Origin of the sequence: Mycobacterium sp. GA-1199 (assembly GCF_001500045.1) — a bacterium.
In the GTDB taxonomy this organism is placed as follows: Bacteria; Actinomycetota; Actinomycetes; order Mycobacteriales; family Mycobacteriaceae; genus Mycobacterium.
Window position 1 is genome coordinate 18,066 of the sequence record NZ_LQIX01000024.1, and the last position, 22,239, is coordinate 40,304.

A 22,239-nucleotide genomic window follows, 5' to 3' on the forward strand; every position below is an offset into this window, starting at 1 on the left:
TCACACCTAGTCCGCGGCTACATCCGCGATGTGGCTTCGGTCAACGCCGCATCGATCTCGGTCCACGTGCGCCGCACAATATCGGCGACCGGCAGCAGCTCCCGGATCCGCGACGAGACCTGTCCGGTGTTGGCCACACTGGCGTTCAAGTCGCCGTCGAAGTACAGCTCGGTGATCTTGCCCAGCAGGCGAGCCCCCGGGTCGTGAGCCGCGACACGTGCGGCCAGACCGGTGCGCAGGACGCGCATCGTCGGGTTGCCGGGGACGTCGAGAAGCACGGTCCCGGAGTCGTCCGCCGTCACGATCGCTTCCTTGAAATTCGCGTGTACGGCCGCCTCGAGGCTCGCCAGCATCCGGGTGCCCATCTGGACGCCTTCAGCGCCGAGGACCAGCGCCGCGGCCGCCGACCTGGCGTCGCACATGCCACCCGCCGCGATGATCGGCAAATCCACGTTCTCGGCGACCAACGGAAGAAGCACCATCGTCGACGCGCCCAGCAGCGACTTGAACCCACCGCCTTCGACGCCCTCGACCACCAACGCGTCCACGCCGGCATCGGCCGCCTTGCGCGCGCCCTTCAAGGATCCGACGACGTGCACGACCGTCATGCCGGCGTCGTGCAGGCGTGCGGTGAACAACGCCGGATCGCCCGCCGAGGTGAAGACGTGGTTCACCCCGGCCGCGGCCAAGATGTCGACGATCGACGGGTCGGCCTTCCAGCCTTGGATCATCAGGTTGGCCGCGACCGGCTTGCCGGTGAGCTCCCGCACCCGCTGCAGATCGGCGCGGCCGTCGTCGGTCAGCGTCTCGATCATGCCCAGGCCGCCGGCCTCGGAGACCGCCGCGGCCAGTTCGGCGCGCGCGATGTAGGTCATGGGCGCCTGCACGACGGGGAAGTCGACGCCGAGGAGCTCCTGGATTCGGTTGGTCACGAGGTCATTCTGCGGTGAGGCCCGCCCGCGACGAAATATCCTGGCCATTTTTACATTGAGTGCTCTATCATTTGTCGGACCGAGACCCAGTGGCAGCGCAGCCCGAGAGGACGTCAATGGCCAAGCCGCCCCTGTCGATGAAGCCGACCGGATGGTTCCAGGTTGCGTGGTCGGCAGAGCTCCAGCCCGGCGACGTCCGGCGGATGAAGTACTTCGACCGCGAGATGATCGCCTGGCGAACAGCTTCCGGCCAAGCGGTGGTGATGGACGCGTACTGCGAGCACCTGGGGGCCCATCTGGGCTACGGCGGCCATGTCGAGGGTGAAGTCATCGAGTGCCCGTTCCACGGCTGGCGGTGGAACTCCGAAGGCCGCAACGTCTGTATCCCGTACCAGGACCGGCCGAACCGCGGCCGTCGGATCCGCAGTTACCCCGTCACCGAACGCAACGACTCGATCTACATCTGGCACGACATCGCCGGACGCGCACCCTATTTCGACGCGCCGGACATCTTCGGCAGTTTCGGTGACACCCGCACCGCCGCCCACTACTACCCACCGATGACGTTGCACCGCGAGGGCCTCGAACTGCATCCTCAGTACGTGCTGGAGAACGGCGTCGATTTCGCGCACTTCAAGTTCGTGCACAAGACACCGATCATCCCGGTCTTCACTCGCCACGACTTCGCCGAGCCGTGGTCGTATGTCGACTTCACGATCACCTTCGAAGGCGACGAGACCCAGTCGATCGACGACGTCCGAAGCGGTGTGGAAGCCATCAACGGTGGCCTCGGTATCGCGGTGACCAAGAGCTGGGGCATGGTGGACAACCGGACGATCTCGGCGATCACCCCCGTCGATGACCGAACATCGGACGTCCGGTTCATGGTCTACATCGGACGGACCCCCGGCCGCGACGACCAACGGGCCGAGGCCAAGGCCACCGAGTTCGGCGCCGAGGTCATCCGCCAATTCACCCAGGATGTGCACATCTGGTCGCACCAGCGCTATTCCGACCCGCCCGCGCTGGCGACAGCCGAGTACGAGGGGTTCACCGCATTACGCAAATGGGCGACCCAGTTCTATCCCGACGGCCGCGGCGGCAATGCCGCGGACCTCGAAATAGCCCGCGCCACTACGTCATCCGAGAAAGGCCCGACCCGATGACCGCACACCTCGCCCGCCCGACACGTGTCTTCCAGGTTGCCACGGGCAACCTCGGGACCGAGATGATCAAGCGGATCGGGGAGCATCCGGATCTCGAGCTCGTCGGGCTGCACTGCTACACACCTGAAAAGGTCGGCCGCGATGCCGGTGAAATCGTCGGCATCGGCCCGATCGGAGTCCGCGCGACCGGAACGATCGAGGAGATCCTCGCCGCCGAACCCGATGTCCTGACGTTCCACGGCGTGTTCCCCGATGAGGACCTCTACGTCCAGGTTCTCGAGGCGGGCATCAACATCGTCACCACGGCCGACTGGATCACCGGGTGGCACCGCGACACCAACCATCCGCATCCCTCGGGTAAGCCCGTGTCCCAGCTCCTCGAAGAAGCATGTCGCCAAGGCGGTTCCACGTTCTACGGCACCGGCATGAACCCCGGACTCAACCAGATTCTCGGCGTGGTGTGTTCGGCCGACGTCGCCGAGATCGAGAACGTCACCACGATCGAGTCCGTCGACGTGTCGTGCCATCACTCGCGCGACACCTGGATCGAGGTCGGTTACGGTCAACCCGTCGACGATCCGGAGATCCCGGCCAAGCTGGAGAAGTACACTCGGGTGTTCGCCGACAGTGTGCTGATGATGGCCGACTGCTTCGATCTGGAACTCGACGAGGTCAAGTTCAGCTACGAGTTGGGCGCCTGCACAAAGGATGTGGACCTCGGCTGGTATCAGCTGCCCAAGGGCTCGCTGGGCGGGAACTACATCAAGTACCAAGGCATGGTCGACGGGGTACCGCGGGTGGAGACACATCTGGAATGGCAGATGACACCGCACACCGACCCGCACTGGGATATCAAGGGCTGCTACATCACCCAGATCAAGGGTGACCCGTGCGTGTACAACAAGCACATGATCTTCCCGAAGCCCGGCGTGGACCTGTCGAATCCCGAGGCCTTCGCCTCCATCGGAATGACGGTCACCGGAATGCCTGCGCTGCACGCCATCCGGTCGGTGGTGGGCGCGCCCCCGGGGTTGATCACCAGCGCCGAGCTGCCGCTGCGCGGGTTCGCCGGCCGCTTCAAGAGGTAGGAATGCCCCAGGCCGCCAACGTCGCGCCGCGCCGCCCGCCCAACGGTAAGCAGGTCCGCGCGGATCGGACCCGCGCGATGGTCATCGAGGAGACGGTGCGTTGCGTCCTGGAAGAGGGATTCGCCGCGGCGAGCGCCAAGCACATCACCGAACGCGCGGGCGTGACCTGGGGCGTGATCCAGTACCACTTCGGTGACCGGGACGGGTTGTTGATGGCCGTCGTCGACGAGGGCTTCGGGCAACTGGTGGCCTGCCTGCACGACGTCCAGGCCGCTTCGGGCGAGCACTACGGGCGCGCGCGCACCGAACTGGTGATCAACGCGGTCGCCGACGCCTTCCTGAGCCCGACATCCATTGCGGCGCTGGAGATCTTGATCGCCACCCGAACCGGTCGCGCCGATGCTCAGCAGCGTCATCTGGCGGAGCTGTTCTCCACACTGACCCGGCTCGGCCGGTTCGTCGCCGAGGGCCTCGACCGCAAACACGCCGACGCGGTGGGCAACCTGATCTGGACCACGCTGATGGGGGCGATGGTGGCCAGGATGGCGGTCGAGGAACCGGTCGACGTCGGTCGCGAGCTGCGGGCGTTGACTGACGTCGTCACGGCCTACGTCGAGCTTCAGCTCGACGCGGCCGCGGGATAGTTCTACCGCGGTCGCACGACGATCACCGGCGCCTTGGCCGACTGAGCGACCTTGGCGGCTACGGAGCCGAGCACAAGGTTCTTGAATCCGCCGCGGCCCCGGCTGCCGACGACGACGAGCTGAGCCTCGCCCGACGCTTCGACGAGCCGTCGCGCGGGGTCGTCGCTGACGATCCGGCGCTGCACCTGCACATCCGGGTACCGCTCCTGCCAGCCGGCGAGGCGTTCGGAGAGGACCCGGTGTCCGCCGTCCTCGTGGCGCTCCCAGTCGCTGCCAATCGAAGGAAATGAGGCATCGCTCCACGCGTGCAGCGCGACCAGCCCCACACCGCGCCTAGAGGCCTCGTCGAACGCCAGCGCGGTGGCGTCTTCCGAGGCGGGCGAACCGTCGATGCCGACCAGGACGGGAGAGCCGGGGTCGACGGCCGCCGATTCATCGGTGCGCACGACCGCGACCGGACCTCGTCCGTGGTGCAGCAGGCCACTGCTGACCGAACCGAGGAAGGCCCGGCCGAGAATGCCGAGACCTCGGGACCCTGACACGGTCATGTATGCGTCGTGCGAGGCGGCGACGAGCGCCGCGGGCGCAGCGGATTTCACGATGTGCGTTTCGATGGCCGGTGGCGCCTTGTCACCCGCAGCGGCCTGCACGCCTTTCTGCGCCGCGTCGAGGATGTCGCGGCCGTTGGATTCCATCGACTCGACGTAGCTGGCTTCCAGATACGCCACCGGCCAGGTCACCACGACGGGCGCGATCGCATGGAGCAACCTGATCGGTTCGTCCCGCAACAGGGCCTCGCGAGTGGCCCACCGGATGGCGGCCTCCGAGTCCGGTGATCCGTCGACGCCAACAAGAATTCCGCTGGGACCGGCAGCCATGATCTCTCCCTTCGCCACATGGCGGTTGACCGACTCCACGTTAGGTGGTCGGCGGCGCATGTGGACAGAGCCTTTGGTCCCTCATGCGATCGCGAGGGTCAGGACCTGGTCAGCTCCGCGTACCGGGTGACGTGGAAGTCGGTGGTGCCGAACTCGTACTGCAGGGCCGTCAGCCGCTTGAAATAGTGGCCGATCGCGAGTTCCTCGGTCATGCCCATACCACCGTGCAGCTGAACCGACTGCTGTCCGATGAACCGCGCGGCCCGACCGACGGTGGCCTTGGCGGCCGAAACCGCGCGCGCCCGCACATCCGGCTCGGCATCGAGGTTCAGGACCGCCAGGTATACGGCGGACACCGCCTGTTCGACTTCCATGTACATGTCGACCATGCGGTGCGCCAACACCTGGAAACTACCGATCGGCTGGCCGAACTGCTGGCGTTGTTTGGCGTATTCGACGGTGTCGGCCAACACCTTCCGCATGCACCCGACCGCTTCCGCGCACACCGCGGCGGCTCCTTCGTCGCGTGCCTGAGCCAGCGACGGCCATGCCGCGCCCTCCTCGCCGAGCAGCGCGTCGGCTCCAAGCCGCAGACCATCGAACGTGAGATCGGATGCCCTGCGGTCGTCGATGGTGCGGTAGTGGTGGGCGGCGACGGCGTCACCGGCCGACTCGAGATCGACGAGAAACAGCGAGATCCCGTTGGGGGTGCGCGCGGTGGCCAGCAGGTGAGTGGCCAAAGGCGCACTCGCGACGACGATCTTGGACCCCCGCAGCACCCATTCGTCACCGTCGCGCTCGGCGCTGGTCGCCACCTCCGCCCAGTTGTGGCCGGACGCCGACTCATTCGCCGCCAGCGCGACGATCGCCGTTCCCTCGACGATCCGCTCGAGCAGCGCCGAAGCCCTCTCACCGCCCGCACGCTGCAGCAGGCCACCCGACACGACAACGGTGTCCACGTACGGCTCGACGGCCAACGCATGCCCGAGTGCCTCGGCGATGACCATCACTTCGACTGGCCCGCCGCCGATTCCGCCGAGGTCCTCGGGCAACGCGGCGCCGAGGATTCCGAGCTCGTTGGCGAACCCGGCCCAGATGTCGGGCTGCCAACCGGCACCCGACTTCGCCGCCGCGCGGCTGCTTTCGAGCTCGTATCGGCTCGACAAGAACTTGTTCAAGCCGTCGCGCAGCAGTTCTTGTTCCTTGCTCAGGGTGAAGTCCATATCAAGCCCCTCAGAGTCCCAGCGCCGCTTTGGCCAGTATGTTGCGCTGAATCTCGTTGCTGCCGGCGTAGATCGAGCCGGCCCGGTCGTTGAAGTAGCGCAACGGCGCGACCGCCTGCCACGGTTCACCGCTGAGATATCCATCCGACGGCGGTTCGAACTCGGCGATCGGTCCGCCTGGGCAGGTGGCGTGCGGCTGGTAGACGCGGCCCCGCGGCCCGGCCGCTTCCATGGCCAGTTCGGTGATCGCCTGGCTCAACTCGGTTGCGAGCACCTTGAGCATCGACGAAGCGGCGCCGGGGTTCTTACCGTCGGCCACCGTCGCCAGCACGCGGTACTCGAGGATCTCGAGCACCTCGGTGCGGATCCGCGCGTCGGCGAGCTTGCGGGCGAAGGCTGGGTCGTCGATCAGTCGCCCGCCGGCCGGGCCCGGTTCAGTGGCCGCGACGGTGGCGATCTCCTGCGCCATCACCTGCAGTGCCGGTGACGACGCACCGCCGCCGCGTTCGAACTCCAGCAGATACTTGGCGACGGTCCACCCGTCGTCGATCTCGCCGAGGACGTTCGACGTGGGCACCCGCACTTCGTCGAAGAAGACCTGGTTCTGTACCTCTTCTCCGGATGTCATCACCAGCGGCCTGATCTCGATGCCGGGGGAGGACATGTCGATGAGCACGAACGTGATGCCTTGCTGTTTCTTCTGACCTTTCGACGTGCGCACCAGCGCGAACATCCAGTTCGCCTCGCGGGCGTGTGTCGTCCAGATCTTGCTGCCGGTGCAGACGAGGTCGCCGGCCGATTCATCGAGGACCGCCGCCATCGACAGCGCGGCCAGATCGGATCCCGCCTCGGGCTCGGAGTAACCCTGGCAGAAGAAGACCTCGCCGGTGAGGATGCGGGGCAGGAAGAAGTCCTTCTGTGCGTCGGTCCCGAACTTGATCAGCGCGTGGGCAACCATGCGGATCCCCATCGGTGACAGCGACGGCGCACCCGCGAGCGTGGACTCCCGGCTGAATATGTAGTGCTGGGTGAGGCTCCAATCGCAGCCGCCGTACTCGACCGGCCAAGCCGGTGCGGCCCAGCCCCGCTCGTGCAGGATCTGCTGCCATTTCATACTTGCGTCGTGGTCGGCGTAGACGCTCGTCATGAGGCGGCCCGCGCGGCGAATCTCGGGTGTGAGCTTCTCGTCGAGAAAGCTGCGCACCTCGTCACGAAACGCCGTGTCGGCCGGTGACCACTTCAGGTCCATCGTCGATCCCCCTGTCTCTTGACGCCCTACACAGTAAACCTAGTTGACTAGGTGGCCTTTCCGGGGGCGTTGAGTTGACGAGCGCTCCGGCCTAAATAGTGGAACGAGGGCGCTGGGGCGACGGCATAATTGAATCCGTGGAGCGACGACGAGACGGTCAGGTTGCGAAAACACCGACGGCTGTTCTCGGGGAGTTACCGGCTTTGGTGGTGCTCGATCGTCTACCGGTACCGGTGTTGGCGATAGCTGAAGACGGTGCGATCGTGTTCGCCAACGAGGCGTTCGCCGACATGGTCGGCTATAGCGCCGATGCGCTCAGCGAGCTTCATTTTCATCAGATCTTCCACACCCTGCCCGCCGAGGAGTCCGCGGTGTCGGTGATGCGCGCGCACGAGGAGCTGGTCGTCGAACTGCTACACCGCGACGGCTCGACCGTGCGGGCCAGGATGAGCAAGTCGGCCCTGCGGCGCGGCAGTGACCCGGTCGCGCTGGCCACCTTCCAGGATCTGACCGAACAGCTCTGGGTCGACGAACTGTGAGTCAGGGCTCGAGGCGTGGGGCGGACTGGCGCATCGACTCTCGAGCAAGGTACTGCTGGAAATAGCTCAACGATTCGTCGGTCACCAGGGCCGGTAGCAATATCTCCCACACGCGCCCGAGGCGCTCCACCACATCGCTATCGGGAGCCGTGATCGCGGACAGGAGTTCGGCGCCCACCATCGTCCCGACGATGGTCTCGGCGACCGCCACCGGACTCAGGTCGGCTCGCAGATCGCCGTCTTCTATCGCCTCGACCGCATGCGAGGTGATCTCCTCGAGCCAGCGGGAGTAGGCGCCGGCTGCCACTGTGTGGAACCCGCCGAAGGCGCGCATCAGATGGATGCTGCTGCGGGCCATGTCGTCGGTGCCGAGAAGGCCCACGATGACGAAACTGCTGTGAATGATGCGTTCGAGTGCGGGTGCCGACGATTCCCGGATTCTGGCGAATTCCTCGAAAAGGATGGCGCCGCCTTCCTCGATGATCGCGGTGGCCAGCGCCTCCTTTGAATCGAAGTGGTAGTAGAGCGCGCCCTTGGTCATTTCCGCGCGCTCGATGATGTCGCCCAGACTCGTTGTGGCATAACCGATCTCATTGAACAACCCGACGGCCGCGTCGATGATCCGTCGTCGGGTCGCCTCAGATCGGGCTTGGCGCGCCATCGCCGGTACCTCCGGATGCTCCGACGGCCTCAACCGGGTGGAGATGGCCTGGTCGGGGGATCATAGATCATGCCAAGGGAGTTGCCATCTTGATGGCGACGGCGGTACGTCGCTTGACGAACTCGGCGAGGTACGAGATGCGGTCCTGGTAGGCAAGACCGGGCAAGAGCAGCATCCAGGCCGACTGCAAGTCACGAATGAAGCGCTCGGGGTCGTCGAGATCACTGGTCTGCCGCAGACCCATGTAGACCGAGACCAGAAGGCGGCCGATCGCCGCGGTGTCGTCGTGGTCGCGGATGTCGCCTTCGACGACCGCCCTGTCGATGACCTTCGCGTAACCCTCGACCCACCGGCGCAGGATGTCGGGTTGCAATCCGTCGGTGCGGCCGATGGACTCCAGGAGATTCAGGCCTGCCCTCGCCACCTCACTGCCGATGTCGTCGACCGCGAGCCGAAACGACATATCGACGAGCGTCTCCAGGCCCGACAGTCTGCGTGCCAGCACCTCATCGACCGATGCCCGCGCTTCCTCCATGCGGAGTTCGACGATGGCCGACGCCAGCGCGTGTTTGGAGCGGAAGTGAAAGTACATCGCCCCTTTGGTGACCGCAGCGTCGGTGAGGATGTCGTCGAGGTTGACCCGGCTGTAGGAGCTACGGGCGAACAGACGAGACGCCGCACGCAGGATCTGGAGCCGCGTCGAGTCCGACCGTCGATCGACCTGTTCGGCCGGTGGTGGAACGCCGTTCAGTGGGGGCCTCGTTTGCCTGAAATTAACGAACGCTGCAATTCTTCCATCGACTTCCCCGCTTCGACGAATTCTCTCGAGTTAGCTGTGTGCGACAACGCGGATGGCCACCTCTTCGTCCGGCGCTTTCGATACCCCCCTGCAATCCTCTGGTCTTACTTTTCCCGAAGCCCGCACGTCGAATTGTTGTGTTCGGCACGTCAAACTGAAAGTCATAGTTAGACCCCTATAACATCCGAAAAGTATGTAAAGTACCCGCCGTGATGACTTTGGGTTCGCGCCAACGCGTATCGCGGCCCGTCGTCCTCACTGCGTCGCAGGCATCCGGTGCTCACCGCGATCAAATTTGCCCGGCGTGGCGCACATTGTTTCCTATCGCGTTGCCATTGCCTGTAGTGGCAAACCCCTCGAAAACGCCCTACGGGCAATGGCAACTTTCCGAAAACACGCCTGGATCATCGCGTTATGCGACGCTTTTCGCATCGCACATGAACCCGGCCACCAAGTTGCGGCGACTCTGGAGAAGTTAACGGTGCAGTGGGACGACGAAGTCGACGTGGTGTGCGCCGGTGCCGGTGCGGCCGGGCTCGCACACGCCATCGCGCTCGATGATCTCGGTGGCGAGGTGTTCATCGCCGACTGGGGCGTCGCGGAGTACAACTGGCTCGGCACCGACGCGGCCGACGCAAGTACTCGGGACTTCTTCACCGAAATGACCTCGGATCTGGGGCCGCCAGACCATCAGTTCCATGACCTTGGCGTGCCGATCCGCGCCGTGCCCTCGCACGTGCCCCCCGAGAACGGCCGCACGGTGGCGCCGTTCGTCGGGTCACGCCTGCGGGAATGGGCGGCCCAATGTCTGGCGACCCCGTTCGGCTACCTCTCCACCCGGCTTCCGGATTGGAGCGCGACGACCGTTCACGCGTCTGACGGCCAGATCCTCGAGGTTCTCGAGATCGGGGCACTCTCCGCCGATTCCGAAGAACTCGCCGGCTCCGTGCTCGATCTGCTCACCAAGGGCGTGGCCGACCGGGACATCGAGGTGCACTCCGACCATGCGCTCCAACGCCTGGTGTTCGAGGAGGGCGTCGCGGTGGGTGCGGTGTTTGCGACTCCCGCCGGGCCGACAGCGGTCCGGGCCCGGCACGGTGTCACGGTCACCAGTGGAGCTGTACAACTAACCGAGGTCGATTGGCGGTCGGTGTCCGGTGGCATCCTGCGTGTCTGCCTCGTCGGACAGCGCGCCAGCAGGTTCGGCCGGGTCGAGGTGCTCACATCCGAACCGCCCGCAGTGTCCGGCGCGGCGTGCCATGCCCGCGGCCGCCGACTGCAAGCCAATCTTCGTGAGACGTACCGCCACTCAGGATCGTGGCGATGCGGCAAAGTCCACGGGTATCCGGCCCTGGGCGAGTAGCGATTCCATCTCGGCACCCGGCAGCGGACGCGACAACAGAAACCCCTGCGCCCGGTGGCAGCCATGCTCGAGCAGGGTGCGGGCGGCCTCCTCGGTCTCCACGCCCTCGGCGACGAGCTGTAGACCGAACGCCTCGGCCAGCGCGATGATGGCGCGCACGATCGCGAGATCGCCGGGATTCTCGCCCAACTCCTGAACGAAGCCCTTGTCGATCTTCAAAGTGTCGACGGGCAGTGACTTCAGATGTGACAGCACGCTGTAGCCGGTGCCGAAGTCATCGATGGCGACCTGCACGCCGACCTGTTTGAGGCCGGCCAGCGTCTTGCGGGTGGTTTCGATGTCCTGCACCACGACGCTCTCGGTGATCTCCAGGCACACTGATCCGCCGTCGAGGCCGAACTCCTCGGTGGTCGCCGCGACCGCCTCCACGAATCCGTCGCTCACCAGTTGGACCGGTGAGACATTGACCCGCAATACCACGTCGCGGCCAACACCGTTCGCGCGCCACTGTGCGAACTCGCGGCACGCCGTCCTCATCACCCAGCGTCCCAACTCGCCTGCCATGTTGATGGATTCGGCCACGCCGATGAAGGAGCCGGGCGCGAGCAGGCCGCGCGTCGGATGCTGCCAGCGGACCAGAGCTTCGGCGGCGAGGATCTCGCCGGTGCGCATGTTGACCTCGGGCTGGTAGTGCAGGAGCAGGGCGCCCGTTTCGATGACGTTGTGCAGGTGAAGCTCGATGTCGTTGCGAAAGTCGGACTCCATCGACATCTGATCGGTGAAGACCGCGACGTCGTTGCCGCCGGAAGCCTTGGCGGTCAACACCGCTTGGTCGGCGCGCCGCAAGAGGTCTGATGTGTCGTCGCGGCCCGGCTCGCCCAAGGCCACACCGATGCTGACCGTTCGGGTGAGCTTCTCACCGTCTACCGCTACCCGTTCGTTCAGCGCCGATTGGAGCCGAGTGGCCAGTTCCCTGGCGGTGTCGACGTCCGTCGGCCCAGCGGGCACGGCCACGAACTCGTCACCACCGAGTCGGGCCAGGAACGTGCCGTCGTCGGCACCTTGGCGCAGCCGTTCGGCCAGTACGCGAATGAACCAGTCACCCGCGGTGTGCCCGAGGTAGTCATTGATGGCCTTGAGCCGGTCCAGATCGAAGAACAGCACCGAGACCGGTCCCGGTTGTCCCTGGCGAAGGCGGGCGTCCAGGTGCGCCAACAGTGCCCGCCGGTTACACAATCCCGTCAAGTCGTCGTGCTCGGCCAGGTAGCGCAGGCGATCCTCGGCGTCGACCCGCGCTTGAACCTGAGCGAACAACGACGCGATCGCCTTGAGCGCATTGAGTTCCTCCGGCGTCCAGTCCCTGTCGCCGAATTTGACGAATCCGAGCACGCCGGATGTGACGTCGCCCGAAAGCATCGGCACACACGCCATCGACGTCGACGGAACATGTCTGCCCTCGGCGATGGTCTGCTGATACTCCTCGGTCGAGGGCTCCGGGCGGAACACGATCGGTTCCTTCTGATGCTCGCACCGGGCGAACACCGGGTCGGCGTCGGCGAAATACACGACGCCCAACGGGTCGGGATCAGGAATCCCGGGACGGACAGGCCACTCCGCGATCAGCACCGACGCCCGGATCTGGTGATCGTTGTGGCGCAGGAAGCTGACATCGACGCCGAGGTACTCGACGAGGTCGGCCAGCACACGCTGACTCACCTCGACCGAGGTCGCGGCGTTCACACCCATCAGGTGCGTGGCGACCGAGGTGACGAGGTTCTCGAGGCTGCTGGGCACTAACCCTCCCTGACGCCGTCGGCACTGTCGCGACGGTGGTGACTGCGGCGCCGGCTTCGGACCGACGGGCGGGCTGCGTAGGTGAACCTGAGGATCAACGCCTGCGACTCAGCCGTACCGGTTTCCGCGAGTTGCCGGAAATCATATTGCAGCGTGCCGAGGTCGTCGGCGAAAGCGGGCGAAACCCGGCGGCAATCCTGCTCGTCGAGCACGTACAGAAACGGCGGCGAAACCGGTTGTACGGCAAGCCCGTGCCGCTGGGCCCGGATCCACACCGACTCGACGGCCGCCCCGGCGCGCGCGTAGTCGGTGAGCCGGCGCCCGGTCACGCAGATGACGGCGAGACCGGCGCATTCGCGTACGCGGCGCCCTGTGTCGTCGCCGAGGGCTATCCCGTTGTCCCACACCCTGAGGTGGCTCATCACCTCCGGTCGCCGCAGGATGTCGAGCATCACCAAGTCCGAGGGAGCGAGCTCGAGTGTCCGTACGTCGATGCCGTCATCGAGGGAGGGGGCGTCGGGCCATCGCAGTTCGGCGAACATCTCGGCGTGGAGGCGCGGAGTGAGATACCGGATGCGGTCGGCGGCAGCCAGGATCGTTGCGGCCGATTCGAGGTCGTCCCGCTCTGTCAGGACGCTCAGCCGGGCGCCTTCGGCCTCCGCGGCGGCGGCCAGCGTGGCAATCGTGTCGGCGGGTATTGGCGCCGCGTTGCCGAGACGCCGATTCGTTTCCCGGGCCAGCATCGGTTCGTACAGCGATGCGAGCTCGGGATCGTCACCCGGCGCGAGATGCACCGTCGCGATCAACGGGGAGGACTCGTCACCGCGGCCGTACTCCACCTGCGCGGTCATGTGATGCGAGGCGGCAGCCACGCGTGCGTTGAACGTGGCGGCGCCGACGGCGACGGCGCTGGCCCGGAAACCGACGTCCATCGTCGTCGTGAAGCGCGTGTCCAACGAGACCGTCGCCGATCGGGCCGTCACCTCGATCCGCCACGGCTGAGCATTGCCGCCCGAGGGCGCGCGCTGCGCTGCGGCAGCGATCGCGTCCGTCGCGCGGTCCGGAGGGTCCGCGGGGGGCGGATCGTCGACCGTGTGGTCGACGTCGGGCACCACCGGGGTCTCGAGGCGGTCGAGGACCTCGGCGATGTCCATCCGCACCCGTCCGGACGGGAGATGCTCGCCCAAGCCGATCCGCCGGACCGCCTCGGCGACCAGGGTCGTGTTCAGCGCCACCTCGGATGTCAGCTGCGGCCACGTCGACAAGGTCTGTCCCACCTCGATCAGCGAGGCCGCCATCCGGGCCGAAACCTGGCTCGCCTGGACCAGGCGAAGCGAGTACGGCAGCTTGTCGGTGCTGCTGAGATCCGCGAGGCCGGCCGCATCCAGATCACCGACAAGGCCGTGCAGGATCGGGCGTGCCGGCTCGAGGTCGAACCGCTCGACATCGAGCAGCGCGCGATCGCTGGTCGTCATCAGCACCGGGACCCCACGCTCCCGTGCGGCGTCGCGGACCAGCAGTTTGGCGTCCAGGGAGTCGCATTCCTCGATCACGAGATCCAGGCCGTCGAGGAAATCGTGCACGGTTCGCTCGTTCACGCCGGAGACGTCGACGCGCACGGGAAGATACGGATCGAGTTCGGCGATCCTTCTGGCGCACACGATTGCCTTGTTCACCCCGATGTCGAGCACCGACGCGGGCACCCGGTTCAGGTTCGTCAGATCCATGTCGTCGAAGTCGCTCAATCGCAAGCCACCACACAGCCCCTGAGCCGCCAGCGCGTAGGCGATCGTATGACCGACGCTCAAACCGACGACGCCGACCGTGAGATTGGCGAGCTTCTTCTGTTCGGCGGGCGTGACCAGGTTCCGGTTGCGATCCAGCCGCACGCGCCGAAAACCTCTGGGGCCGAGGATGCTTGCCGTGGCTCGCCGCCACGGATAGTAGGCCCAGCGAATCGGTTCAGCGAGAACGTCTTCCGGCGGTGGCGGCCGGATGTCGCGCAGCACCCGCTGTTGTTGTGCTGCGCTGTCGGTGAACGCGATGCCCGGATCTGACCGCAGTTCGGCGAGGACGGGATCCTCGGCGCGCAGAACTACTGCAGCGCACCAACTCGAATCGCCGTCCCCGCCGATCACCGCTCCGTCCCGGTGGCGGCCGATATCCCCGCAGCCTTGTGAACCGGAGCCAACATCTGCTGTTCGGCGAAATACAACGAAAGCTGTTTGGGGTCGGCATGTTTGGCGAAAGTCGCTCGGTCCCACCAGGCCAGCCGCGTCTCGTAACGCTCATCGGGATACGGCGTCGGAGGAATCTTCGTCGCCAGGATGCCGCCGGACGAGAGCCATCGCTTGAGCACATAGGAGGCCGCCGTCGCGACGATGAACTGAATGTCGAGAAGCCCCATCGCATGCAACGGTGTTCGGGAGATCGCGTAGGTGAGCTGACGGTTGCGATCGGGATCGTCAGTCACCCATGCGGTTTTCATCTCCACGACGCCGAATGGTAGCCGGTCGCTGATCATCTTCCGCACCGCATCGAAGCCCGGTTGGCCTTTCCACTCCAACAGCGCATGGGCCTCGTCGGCCGACTGGTAGGGCCCTTTCGCACGTAGGCCACCGACCACCTTTCCCGATCGGTCGACACAGGCGGCGAACAGGATGGTGTCCGAGCCGGTGTGCAACGCATCCATGTCGAGTGCTTTTGCGACACCGTGCTTGGTGTAACTGCGGGTGGCTCCCTGCACGAAATCCCGCCAGAGCTCAGGTTCGACCGCGGGGTGTGCAAAGGTGATCGTGCAGTCCGTCTCGGAATCCCAGAAACTGGGAGTCTGTCGCAAACTCGCGGCAACATCGGTGGCGGGCTGGAATTGTGCAACGGTCATATTCGTCCGATCCTCGCGCAGTTCCCATGGTCAGGTCGCTGCTGCTTACGTGTGGGTTCCCCACATCCATCTGAGTATCTCGCCGAGTGCTGTTTTATTACCAGCAAGCGCAGTGATCTTGTTGTGAAAAGGCTTGTTGTCGGCGCGGAAAAGATGTTCGGCATGGTGCGATCGATCGCATACAGCTAATTGGCTCGGACCCGCTGCGGAATGGAAAAGGCCCGCACGCGGATACGGTGTGCAGACCCCCGATGCAGTGGTTCACCTGCGCTTGTGGCGGCCGAGTGCCACGCTGGATAGGTGAGCGGGGGATATCCGAGTCGGGGTGCAGGGAACCTACCTGTTAAGGATGTGGGCAGGTTGCTGCTTCGTTGTGTGGACCGTCCCGGATTGGTGGCGGCGGTCAGCGCATTTCTCGCCGCCGCCGGTGCGAACATCGTGTCGCTGGACCAGCACGCGACCCAACAGTCGGGCGGCACATTCATGCAGCGCACCATTTTTCACCTGCCCGGTCTGACCGCCGCACGCGACGAGCTCGAACGCGAATTCGCCGAGCAGGTCGCCATACCATTCGGTATGGACTTTCGGCTCACCGAAGCCGCAAAACCCAAACGGGTGGCGATCATGGCGTCCAAAGAAGACCACTGCCTGCTCGATCTGCTGTGGCGCAACCGGCGCGGTGAGCTCGACATGAGCGTGGCCATGGTGATCGCGAACCATCCCGACCTCGCAGATCAGGTCCGGCCTTTCTCCGTTCCGTTCCTCCACGTACCCGCCAGTAGGGAAATCCGCGAAGACGCCGAACGTCGTCAGCTCGAGTTGTTGCGCGGCAACGTCGACCTGGTGGTCCTGGCACGCTACATGCAGATCCTCACGCCGCAATTCATTGCGGAGATCGGGTGTCCGCTCATCAACATCCATCACTCGTTCCTGCCGGCGTTCATCGGCGCCGCGCCGTACCGGCGGGCCAAGGAACGCGGGGTCAAGCTGGTCGGCGCGACGGCGCATTACGTGACCGATGACCTCGACGAGGGCCCGATCATCGAGCAGGATGTGGTGCGGGTCGACCACCGGCACAGCGTGGAGGATTTGGTCCGCCTCGGATCAGACGTCGAACGCGTTGTGTTGTCCCGAGCGGTGCTGTGGCACTGTGAGGACCGGATCATCCGATTCGGCAACCAGACCGTCGTCTTCTAGCGACGATCCTGTCGCCGGCACGAAGGAGAAGCAGTGAAGAAGTTCAGCGACCTCGACGAGTTCATCGCGGCCGAGGGCAGCCAGCTCGGCCCCACCGAATGGCTCGAAGTCACCCAGGACCGCGTCAACCTGTTCGCCGACGCCACCGAGGACCACCAGTGGATCCACGTCGACCCGGAGAAGGCGGCCAACGGACCGTTCGGCGGAACGATCGCCCACGGCTTGCTGACGTTGTCGCTGCTTCCGCACTTCTCGCACCAGCTGTACACGGTCGGCAATGTCGCGATGGCGATCAACTACGGATACAACAAGGTTCGCTTCATCACGCCGGTCAAGGTCGGCGCCAAGATCCGCGCCAGGGCCGAACTGACGAAGATCGATCAGCTTGACGGTGCCGTGCAGTCGACGATGACCACGACGATCGAGATCGAGGGTTCGGAAAAGCCTGCCGCGGTTGCGGAGTCGATCGTCCGCTTCATCCGCTGAGGTCCCAGGGCGCCACTGGGTCGGCGTCAGTACTGGGTGGAGCCCTGATCCACCGGAATGGCCGTCGCCGTCATGTGTTTCGACTCGTCACTGGCCAACCAGCACACCACGTCGGCGACGTCCTCAGGCTCCAGGATCCACGTCGGCAGAAACGGCGTCATCATGTGCTGTAACTGAGGATTGGTCTCCATCACCTTGCCGATCGCGGTGATCATGTCGCCGGAACCCATTGCGGTGTTGACGGGGCCGGGGTGCACGCTGTTGACGCGGATCGAGTGCTTGCCGAGTTCGGCGGCGAGCGCGCGGGCCATGCCGGTGACGGCGTGCTTGCTGGCGGTGTAGTGAACCATGAACGGCTGCAACTTGATTCCCGCAGCCGAGCTGATCAGGATGATGGACCCGCCGCGGCCACCGTCGATGATGTGCTGCGCGCCGGCGCGCACGGTGTTGAACGTGCCCGCCACGTTGATGTCCATCACGTCGCGGAAGTCCTCCGGCGTGATCTCGTCCCACACCTGCGGTGGTGAGACACCCGCGTTGGCGACGATCACATCGAGCCTTCCGAACGCCGCAACCCCCTCGGCGACAACCTCGCCCAGGGTCTCGGCGTCGCGAATGTCGGTCTGTGAGGTGAGGATGCGCCGACCGGTGGCCTCGACCAGCCGGGCTGTCTCGGCCAGTTCCTCGGGTGTGGCATGGTCGTAAGGCACACAGTCCGGGAGCTTTCCGGCGATGTCGACGGCGATGATATCGGCGCCCTCGGTGGCCATCCGTACCGCGTGTGCGCGGCCCTGCCCACGCGCGGCGCCGGTGATGAAGGCGACCTTGTCGGCGAGCCTGTTCATGAGCGCTCCTTCTGCGCAGTCTTGACGAGATTGGACCCGATGATGAGCCGCTGTATCTCGCTTGTGCCCTCGTAAAGTCGCAACAGCCGGACATCGCGGTAGATGCGTTCGACGGGAACCTCGCGCATGTAGCCGCTGCCGCCGTGGATCTGGACGGCGAGATCGGCGACATCGCCGGCCATTTCGGTGCAGAACAGCTTGGCCGCCGACGGTGCCACCCTGCGGTCCTCGCCGGTGACCCACAGGCGCGCGGTGTCGCGGACCAGTGCGCGCCCGGCCATCACGCCGGTCTGCTGATCGGCGAGCATCGCCTGCACCAACTGGAAGTCACCGATCGGTGTGCCTCCCTGGGTGGCGGTCGCGGCGTAGGCGATCGATTCGTCGAGCGCCCGTTGCGCGGCCCCGACGGCCAGAGCGGCGATGTGTACGCGGCCGCGCGCCAACGAGATCATCGCGGCGCGGTAGCCGATGTCCTCGCTGCCGCCGACGAGCGCTTCGGCGGGCACGCGCACGTCGTCGAAGCTGACGTCCGCCGTCCACGCGCCTTCCTGGCCCATCTTCGCGTCCTTGGCGCCGACCTGGACGCCGGCGGTGTCGGCGGGCACCAGGAACACGGCGATGCCGGCCCCGTCCGCGTCGGCGGGGCGGCTGCGGGCGAACACGACGAAAAGGTCGGCCGTCGGGGCGTTGGTGATGAACCGCTTCTGGCCCGTGATCACCCAATGATCGCCTTGCCGAACGGCTTTGGTGCGAAGCCCCGACGGATTGGAACCTGCGCCGGGCTCGGTGAGCGCGAACGATGCGACGACGTCACCGGTGGCCATCGGCTCGAGCCAGCGCGCCTTCTGCTCGTCGGTGCCGAAACCGACCAGGACCTGTCCTGCGATGCCGTTGTTGGTGCCGAACATCGAGCGCAGGGCCAGCGAGGTGTAGCCCAGCTCCATCGCCAGCTCGACGTCCTGCGAGAGATTCAACCCCAGCCCGCCCCACTCCTGGGGTATGGCGTAGCCGAAGAGCCCCATCTTCTTGGCCTGCTCGCGAAGGTCGTCGGGGACGCGGTCGGAGGCCAGGATCTCCTGTTCGCGGGGGACCACCGCGGTGCGGACGAAGTGACGGGTCTGCGCGAGGATCTCCTGGAAGTCCTCGTCGCTGACTTCGGACGTCGTCATCCTGTGCTCCTGTCCCTCATCTGTCCATCCGAGTGTCGATCGGTGCGACGGCGAACGCCCGCGCCGTGCGACCGGTCGGGCCATCGAATGGAGGCGATCATATATGAAATATGATGTCCGATTGATGCGGCCCCGGGTGGGCCTTGACCAGCGGAAGGGGTGATCAGGTGTCGCTGTTGGCCGGACAGACGGCGGTCGTGACCGGAGGTGCACAGGGTCTGGGATACGCGATCGCCGAACGGTTTATCGCCGAGGGTGCCCGGGTGGTGCTGGGCGATCTGGATCTGGCGGCGACCGAGGAGGCGGCCGAGCGGCTCGGCGGCGCCTCGAAAGATCCGGTCGCGATCGCCGTGCGTAGCGACGTCACCAAGGCCGACGACGTCGAGGCCCTGGTCGGTGCCGCCGTGGAGCGGTTCGGTGGTCTGGACATCATGGTCAACAACGCCGGGATCACCCGTGACGCAACGCTTCGCAAGATGACCGAGGAGCAGTTCGATCAGGTCATCGCCGTGCACCTCAAGGGCACATGGAACGGGCTGAAGGCGGCCGCACCGATCATGCGCGAGAACAAGCGCGGCGCAATCATCAACATGTCGTCGATCTCGGGCAAGGTCGGCCTGGTCGGGCAGACGAACTATTCGGCGGCCAAGGCCGGCATCGTGGGCATGACCAAGGCTGCCGCCAAGGAACTCGCCCATCTGGGCGTGCGGGTCAACGCGATTCAGCCCGGATTGATCCGCTCGGCGATGACCGAGGCGATGCCGCAACGCATTTGGGATCAAAAGCTCGCCGAGGTGCCGATGGGTCGCGCCGGTGAGCCCGACGAGGTGGCCAAGGTCGCGCTGTTTTTGGCCAGCGACCTGTCGTCCTACATGACCGGCACGGTCCTCGAGGTCACCGGCGGGAGGTACGTCTGATGCGTGAGGCCGTCATCTGCGAACCGGTGCGCACGCCGATCGGCCGCTACGGCGGAATGTTCAAATCGCTGACGGCCGTCGATCTCGGCGTCGCAGCGCTCAAGGGGCTGCTGGAGCGCACTGGAATTCAGGCCGAAGCGGTCGAGGACGTGATCCTGGGGCACTGCTATCCGAGCAGCGAGGCGCCCGCGATCGGACGCGTGGTGGCACTGGATTCCGGCTTGCCGGTGACCGTGCCCGGCATGCAGGTCGACCGGCGCTGCGGTTCGGGTCTGCAAGCCGTCATCCAGGCGTGCATGCAGGTTGCCAACGGAGACAACGACGTCGTGGTCGCCGGCGGCGCGGAGAGCATGAGCAACGTGACGTTCTACTCGACCGACATCCGGTGGGGGCCTGCGCCCGGCGGCGTCACGCTGCACGACTCGCTGGCCCGCGGACGCACCACCGCCGGCGGCAGAAACTACCCGGTGCCCGGAGGGATGCTCGAGACCGCCGAAAACCTGCGCAGGCAGTACGGCATCTCGCGTCAGGAGCAGGACGAGCTCGCCGTGACGTCTCATCGCCGCGCGGTGGCCGCCCAGAAGGACAGCATCCTGGCCGAGGAGATCATCCCCGTCAGCGTCCGTACCCGGCAGGGCGAGGAGGTGATCGACACCGACGAGCATCCGAGGCCGGACACCTCGCTCGAATCGCTGGCGAAGCTGAGACCCGTTCTCGGTAAACAGGATCCGGAGGCGACGGTCACCGCGGGCAATGCGAGCGGCCAGAACGACGCCGCATCGATGTGCGTGGTGACCACGCGTGACAAGGCCGAAGAGCTGGGTCTGACGCCGCTGGTGCGGCTGGTGTCATGGGGTTCGGCGGGTGTGGCGCCCAACATCATGGGGATCGGGCCCGTGCCCGCCACCGAGGTCGCGCTGGCCAAGGCGGGACTGTCGCTGCGCGACATGGACCTGATCGAGCTGAACGAGGCGTTCGCCGCACAGGCCCTTGCGGTGATGCGGGAGTGGAATTTCGGCGCGGCGGACACCGAACGCACGAACGTGCACGGTTCGGGAATCTCGTTGGGGCACCCCGTGGGTGCGACGGGCGGGCGGATGCTGGCGACGCTGGCGCGCGAGCTGACCAGGCGCGGCGCCCGCTACGGTCTGGAGACCATGTGCATCGGCGGAGGCCAGGGGCTGGCCGCGGTGTTCGAGAGGATCGGCGCATGACGAAACTCGCCCAGACGGTCGGCCTGACCGATGTACAGACCGAAATCCTTTCCACCGTACGCCAATTCGTCGAGAAGGAGATCATCCCGAACGCGCCGGAGTTCGAGAAGACCGACACCTACCCGCAGGCCATCGTCGATGCGATGAAAGAGATGGGACTGTTCGGGTTGATGATCCCGGAGGAGTACGGCGGCCTCGGCGAATCGCTGCTGACGTACGCGCTGTGCGTCGAGGAGTTGGCGCGCGGCTGGATGAGCATCTCCGGTGTGCTCAACACCCACTTCATCGTCGCCTACATGCTCCGCCAGCACGGCACCGATGCGCAGAAGCAGCACTACCTGCCGCGGATGGCGACGGGGGAGACGCGCGGCGCGTTTTCGATGTCCGAGCCCGAACTCGGATCCGATGTCGCCGCGATCCGGACGCGGGCCACCCGCAACGACGACGGCACCTACCGGATCGACGGCCAGAAGATGTGGTTGACCAACGGTGGCACGTCCACACTGATCGCGGTGCTGGTGCGCACCGACGAGGGGGCCGACAAACCGCATCGCAACCTGACCGCGTTCCTCGTCGAAAAGCCGGTCGGCTACGGCGAAGTGGCGCCGGGCCTGACCATCCCCGGCAAGCTCGACAAACTCGGCTACAAGGGCATCGACACCACCGAGTTGATCTTCGACGGCTACGTGGCCGGGGCCGACGACATCCTCGGCGAGGCGCCCGGACAGGGATTCTTCCAGATGATGGACGGGATCGAGGTCGGCCGGGTCAACGTCTCGGCACGGGCGTGCGGTGTGGGCATCCGCGCGTTCGAACTGGCGGTCCGCTACGCCCAGCAGCGCCAGACGTTCGGCAAGCCGATCTCGGAGCATCAGGCCATCGCCTTCCAATTAGCCGAGATGGCAACCAAAGTCGAGGCCGCCCACCTGATGATGGTCAACGCCGCCCGGCTGAAGGACTCCGGAGAACGCAACGACGTCGCGGCCGGCATGGCGAAGTACCTCGCGAGCGAGTTCTGCTCGGAGGTCACCCAGCAGAGTTTCCGGATCCATGGCGGCTACGGGTATTCCAAGGAATACGAGATCGAGCGGTTGATGCGCGACGCGCCGTTCCTGTTGATCGGCGAGGGCACCAGCGAGATCCAGAAGAACATCATCAGCAAGCGGTTGCTCGCCGACTATCAGGTGTGAC

At 65.7% G+C, this 22,239-nt stretch carries 21 protein-coding genes; 10 read left to right on the top strand and 11 right to left on the bottom strand.

The genetic code is table 11. From position 1 onward, the window contains the following. Window positions 1-17: 17 nt before the first annotated feature. A complete protein-coding gene (locus tag AU198_RS17040; protein ID WP_197416142.1) occupies window positions 18-980 on the bottom strand; it encodes an NAD(P)H-dependent flavin oxidoreductase in 963 nt (320 codons plus the stop codon). Between the two features lie 68 nt (window positions 981-1,048). Here AU198_RS17040 and AU198_RS17045 point away from each other — a divergent pair, with 68 nt between their 5' ends. Genes AU198_RS17045 through AU198_RS17055 form a run of 3 tightly spaced genes read left to right on the top strand, consistent with a single transcriptional unit; the run spans window position 1,049 to window position 3,830 of the window. Further along, on the top strand, window positions 1,049-2,098 hold the full coding sequence (locus AU198_RS17045) for a Rieske 2Fe-2S domain-containing protein (protein ID WP_064349542.1): 1,050 nt from the start codon (window positions 1,049-1,051) through the stop codon (window positions 2,096-2,098). Continuing rightward, on the top strand, window positions 2,095-3,186 hold the full coding sequence (locus tag AU198_RS17050; protein WP_064349544.1) for an NAD(P)H-dependent amine dehydrogenase family protein: 1,092 nt from the start codon (window positions 2,095-2,097) through the stop codon (window positions 3,184-3,186). The genes AU198_RS17045 and AU198_RS17050 overlap by 4 nt, the downstream gene beginning before the upstream one ends. A 2-nt stretch (window positions 3,187-3,188) precedes the next feature. Next, complete coding sequence (locus AU198_RS17055; RefSeq protein WP_064349546.1) at window positions 3,189-3,830, top strand: TetR/AcrR family transcriptional regulator; 642 nt, start codon at window positions 3,189-3,191, stop codon at window positions 3,828-3,830. 2 nt (window positions 3,831-3,832) lie between these two features. Here the strand turns inward: AU198_RS17055 and AU198_RS17060 are convergent, their stop codons facing one another. The 3 genes from AU198_RS17060 to AU198_RS17070 form a co-directional block, all read right to left on the bottom strand. Beyond that, window positions 3,833-4,708, bottom strand: coding sequence for a universal stress protein (locus AU198_RS17060; RefSeq protein WP_064349597.1), 876 nt, complete (start codon window positions 4,706-4,708; stop codon window positions 3,833-3,835). A gap of 98 nt (window positions 4,709-4,806) precedes the next feature. Then, window positions 4,807-5,931 (bottom strand): acyl-CoA dehydrogenase family protein, encoded by a 1,125-nt coding sequence (locus tag AU198_RS17065; RefSeq protein ID WP_064349548.1) that lies wholly within the window; start codon window positions 5,929-5,931, stop codon window positions 4,807-4,809. Window positions 5,932-5,941: 10 nt separating this feature from the next. After that, window positions 5,942-7,180 (bottom strand): acyl-CoA dehydrogenase family protein, encoded by a 1,239-nt coding sequence (locus AU198_RS17070; protein WP_064349550.1) that lies wholly within the window; start codon window positions 7,178-7,180, stop codon window positions 5,942-5,944. A 137-nt stretch (window positions 7,181-7,317) separates the two neighbouring features. Between AU198_RS17070 and AU198_RS17075 the strand changes: the two genes are divergently transcribed. Beyond that, the gene (locus AU198_RS17075; RefSeq protein WP_064349552.1) at window positions 7,318-7,719 is read left to right on the top strand and encodes a PAS domain S-box protein; all 402 of its coding nucleotides are present in this window, start codon (window positions 7,318-7,320) and stop codon (window positions 7,717-7,719) included. A gap of 1 nt (window position 7,720) precedes the next feature. On the opposite strand, the gene AU198_RS17080 is transcribed toward AU198_RS17075, so the two are convergent. Together AU198_RS17080 and AU198_RS17085 are read right to left on the bottom strand one after the other, a co-directional pair. Further along, the gene (locus AU198_RS17080) at window positions 7,721-8,380 is read right to left on the bottom strand and encodes a ScbR family autoregulator-binding transcription factor (RefSeq protein WP_064349553.1); all 660 of its coding nucleotides are present in this window, start codon (window positions 8,378-8,380) and stop codon (window positions 7,721-7,723) included. Window positions 8,381-8,447: 67 nt separating this feature from the next. Beyond that, a complete protein-coding gene (locus AU198_RS17085) occupies window positions 8,448-9,131 on the bottom strand; it encodes a TetR family transcriptional regulator (protein ID WP_064349555.1) in 684 nt (227 codons plus the stop codon). 529 nt (window positions 9,132-9,660) lie between these two features. On the opposite strand from AU198_RS17085, the gene AU198_RS17090 reads away from it, so the two are divergent. Continuing rightward, a complete protein-coding gene (locus AU198_RS17090; RefSeq protein WP_064349599.1) occupies window positions 9,661-10,542 on the top strand; it encodes an FAD-binding protein in 882 nt (293 codons plus the stop codon). Here the strand turns inward: AU198_RS17090 and AU198_RS17095 are convergent. Genes AU198_RS17095 through AU198_RS17105 form a run of 3 tightly spaced genes read right to left on the bottom strand, consistent with a single transcriptional unit; the run spans window position 10,489 to window position 15,220 of the window. Beyond that, entirely contained in the window at window positions 10,489-12,288 is a 1,800-nt protein-coding gene (locus AU198_RS17095) for a bifunctional diguanylate cyclase/phosphodiesterase (RefSeq protein ID WP_064349601.1), read from the bottom strand. The two genes, AU198_RS17090 and AU198_RS17095, sit on opposite strands and share 54 nt — an antisense overlap. Window positions 12,289-12,335: 47 nt before the next feature. After that, window positions 12,336-14,474, bottom strand: coding sequence for an Rv1355c family protein (locus AU198_RS17100; protein ID WP_064349557.1), 2,139 nt, complete (start codon window positions 14,472-14,474; stop codon window positions 12,336-12,338). Next, complete coding sequence (locus AU198_RS17105; protein ID WP_064349559.1) at window positions 14,471-15,220, bottom strand: hypothetical protein; 750 nt, start codon at window positions 15,218-15,220, stop codon at window positions 14,471-14,473. Before AU198_RS17105 ends, AU198_RS17100 begins: the two co-directional genes overlap by 4 nt. A gap of 300 nt (window positions 15,221-15,520) precedes the next feature. Between AU198_RS17105 and purU the strand changes: the two genes are divergently transcribed. Continuing rightward, window positions 15,521-16,417, top strand: a complete 897-nt coding sequence (gene purU, locus AU198_RS17110; RefSeq protein WP_082691078.1) for a formyltetrahydrofolate deformylase — start codon at window positions 15,521-15,523, stop codon at window positions 16,415-16,417. Window positions 16,418-16,450: 33 nt separating this feature from the next. After that, window positions 16,451-16,903: a MaoC family dehydratase gene (locus AU198_RS17115; protein WP_064349563.1), complete on the top strand. Its 453-nt coding sequence runs from the start codon at window positions 16,451-16,453 to the stop codon at window positions 16,901-16,903. Between the two features lie 26 nt (window positions 16,904-16,929). Here the strand turns inward: AU198_RS17115 and AU198_RS17120 are convergent, their stop codons facing one another. Then, entirely contained in the window at window positions 16,930-17,748 is an 819-nt protein-coding gene (locus AU198_RS17120; protein ID WP_064349564.1) for a mycofactocin-coupled SDR family oxidoreductase, read from the bottom strand. Further along, window positions 17,745-18,917: an acyl-CoA dehydrogenase family protein gene (locus AU198_RS17125; RefSeq protein WP_064349566.1), complete on the bottom strand. Its 1,173-nt coding sequence runs from the start codon at window positions 18,915-18,917 to the stop codon at window positions 17,745-17,747. The genes AU198_RS17120 and AU198_RS17125 overlap by 4 nt, the downstream gene beginning before the upstream one ends. Before the next feature lie 167 nt (window positions 18,918-19,084). On the opposite strand from AU198_RS17125, the gene fabG reads away from it, so the two are divergent. From fabG to AU198_RS17140, 3 genes are read left to right on the top strand one after another with little or no spacing between them, the layout of a single operon-like run. Continuing rightward, the gene (gene fabG / locus AU198_RS17130) at window positions 19,085-19,834 is read left to right on the top strand and encodes a 3-oxoacyl-ACP reductase FabG (protein ID WP_064349568.1); all 750 of its coding nucleotides are present in this window, start codon (window positions 19,085-19,087) and stop codon (window positions 19,832-19,834) included. Beyond that, window positions 19,834-21,048 carry an acetyl-CoA C-acetyltransferase gene (locus tag AU198_RS17135; protein WP_064349570.1) on the top strand — a complete coding sequence of 405 codons (1,215 nt, stop codon included), beginning with the start codon at window positions 19,834-19,836 and terminating at the stop codon, window positions 21,046-21,048. Before fabG ends, AU198_RS17135 begins: the two co-directional genes overlap by 1 nt. Further along, window positions 21,045-22,238 carry an acyl-CoA dehydrogenase family protein gene (locus AU198_RS17140; protein ID WP_064349572.1) on the top strand — a complete coding sequence of 398 codons (1,194 nt, stop codon included), beginning with the start codon at window positions 21,045-21,047 and terminating at the stop codon, window positions 22,236-22,238. Before AU198_RS17135 ends, AU198_RS17140 begins: the two co-directional genes overlap by 4 nt. Window position 22,239: the final 1 nt, after the last annotated feature.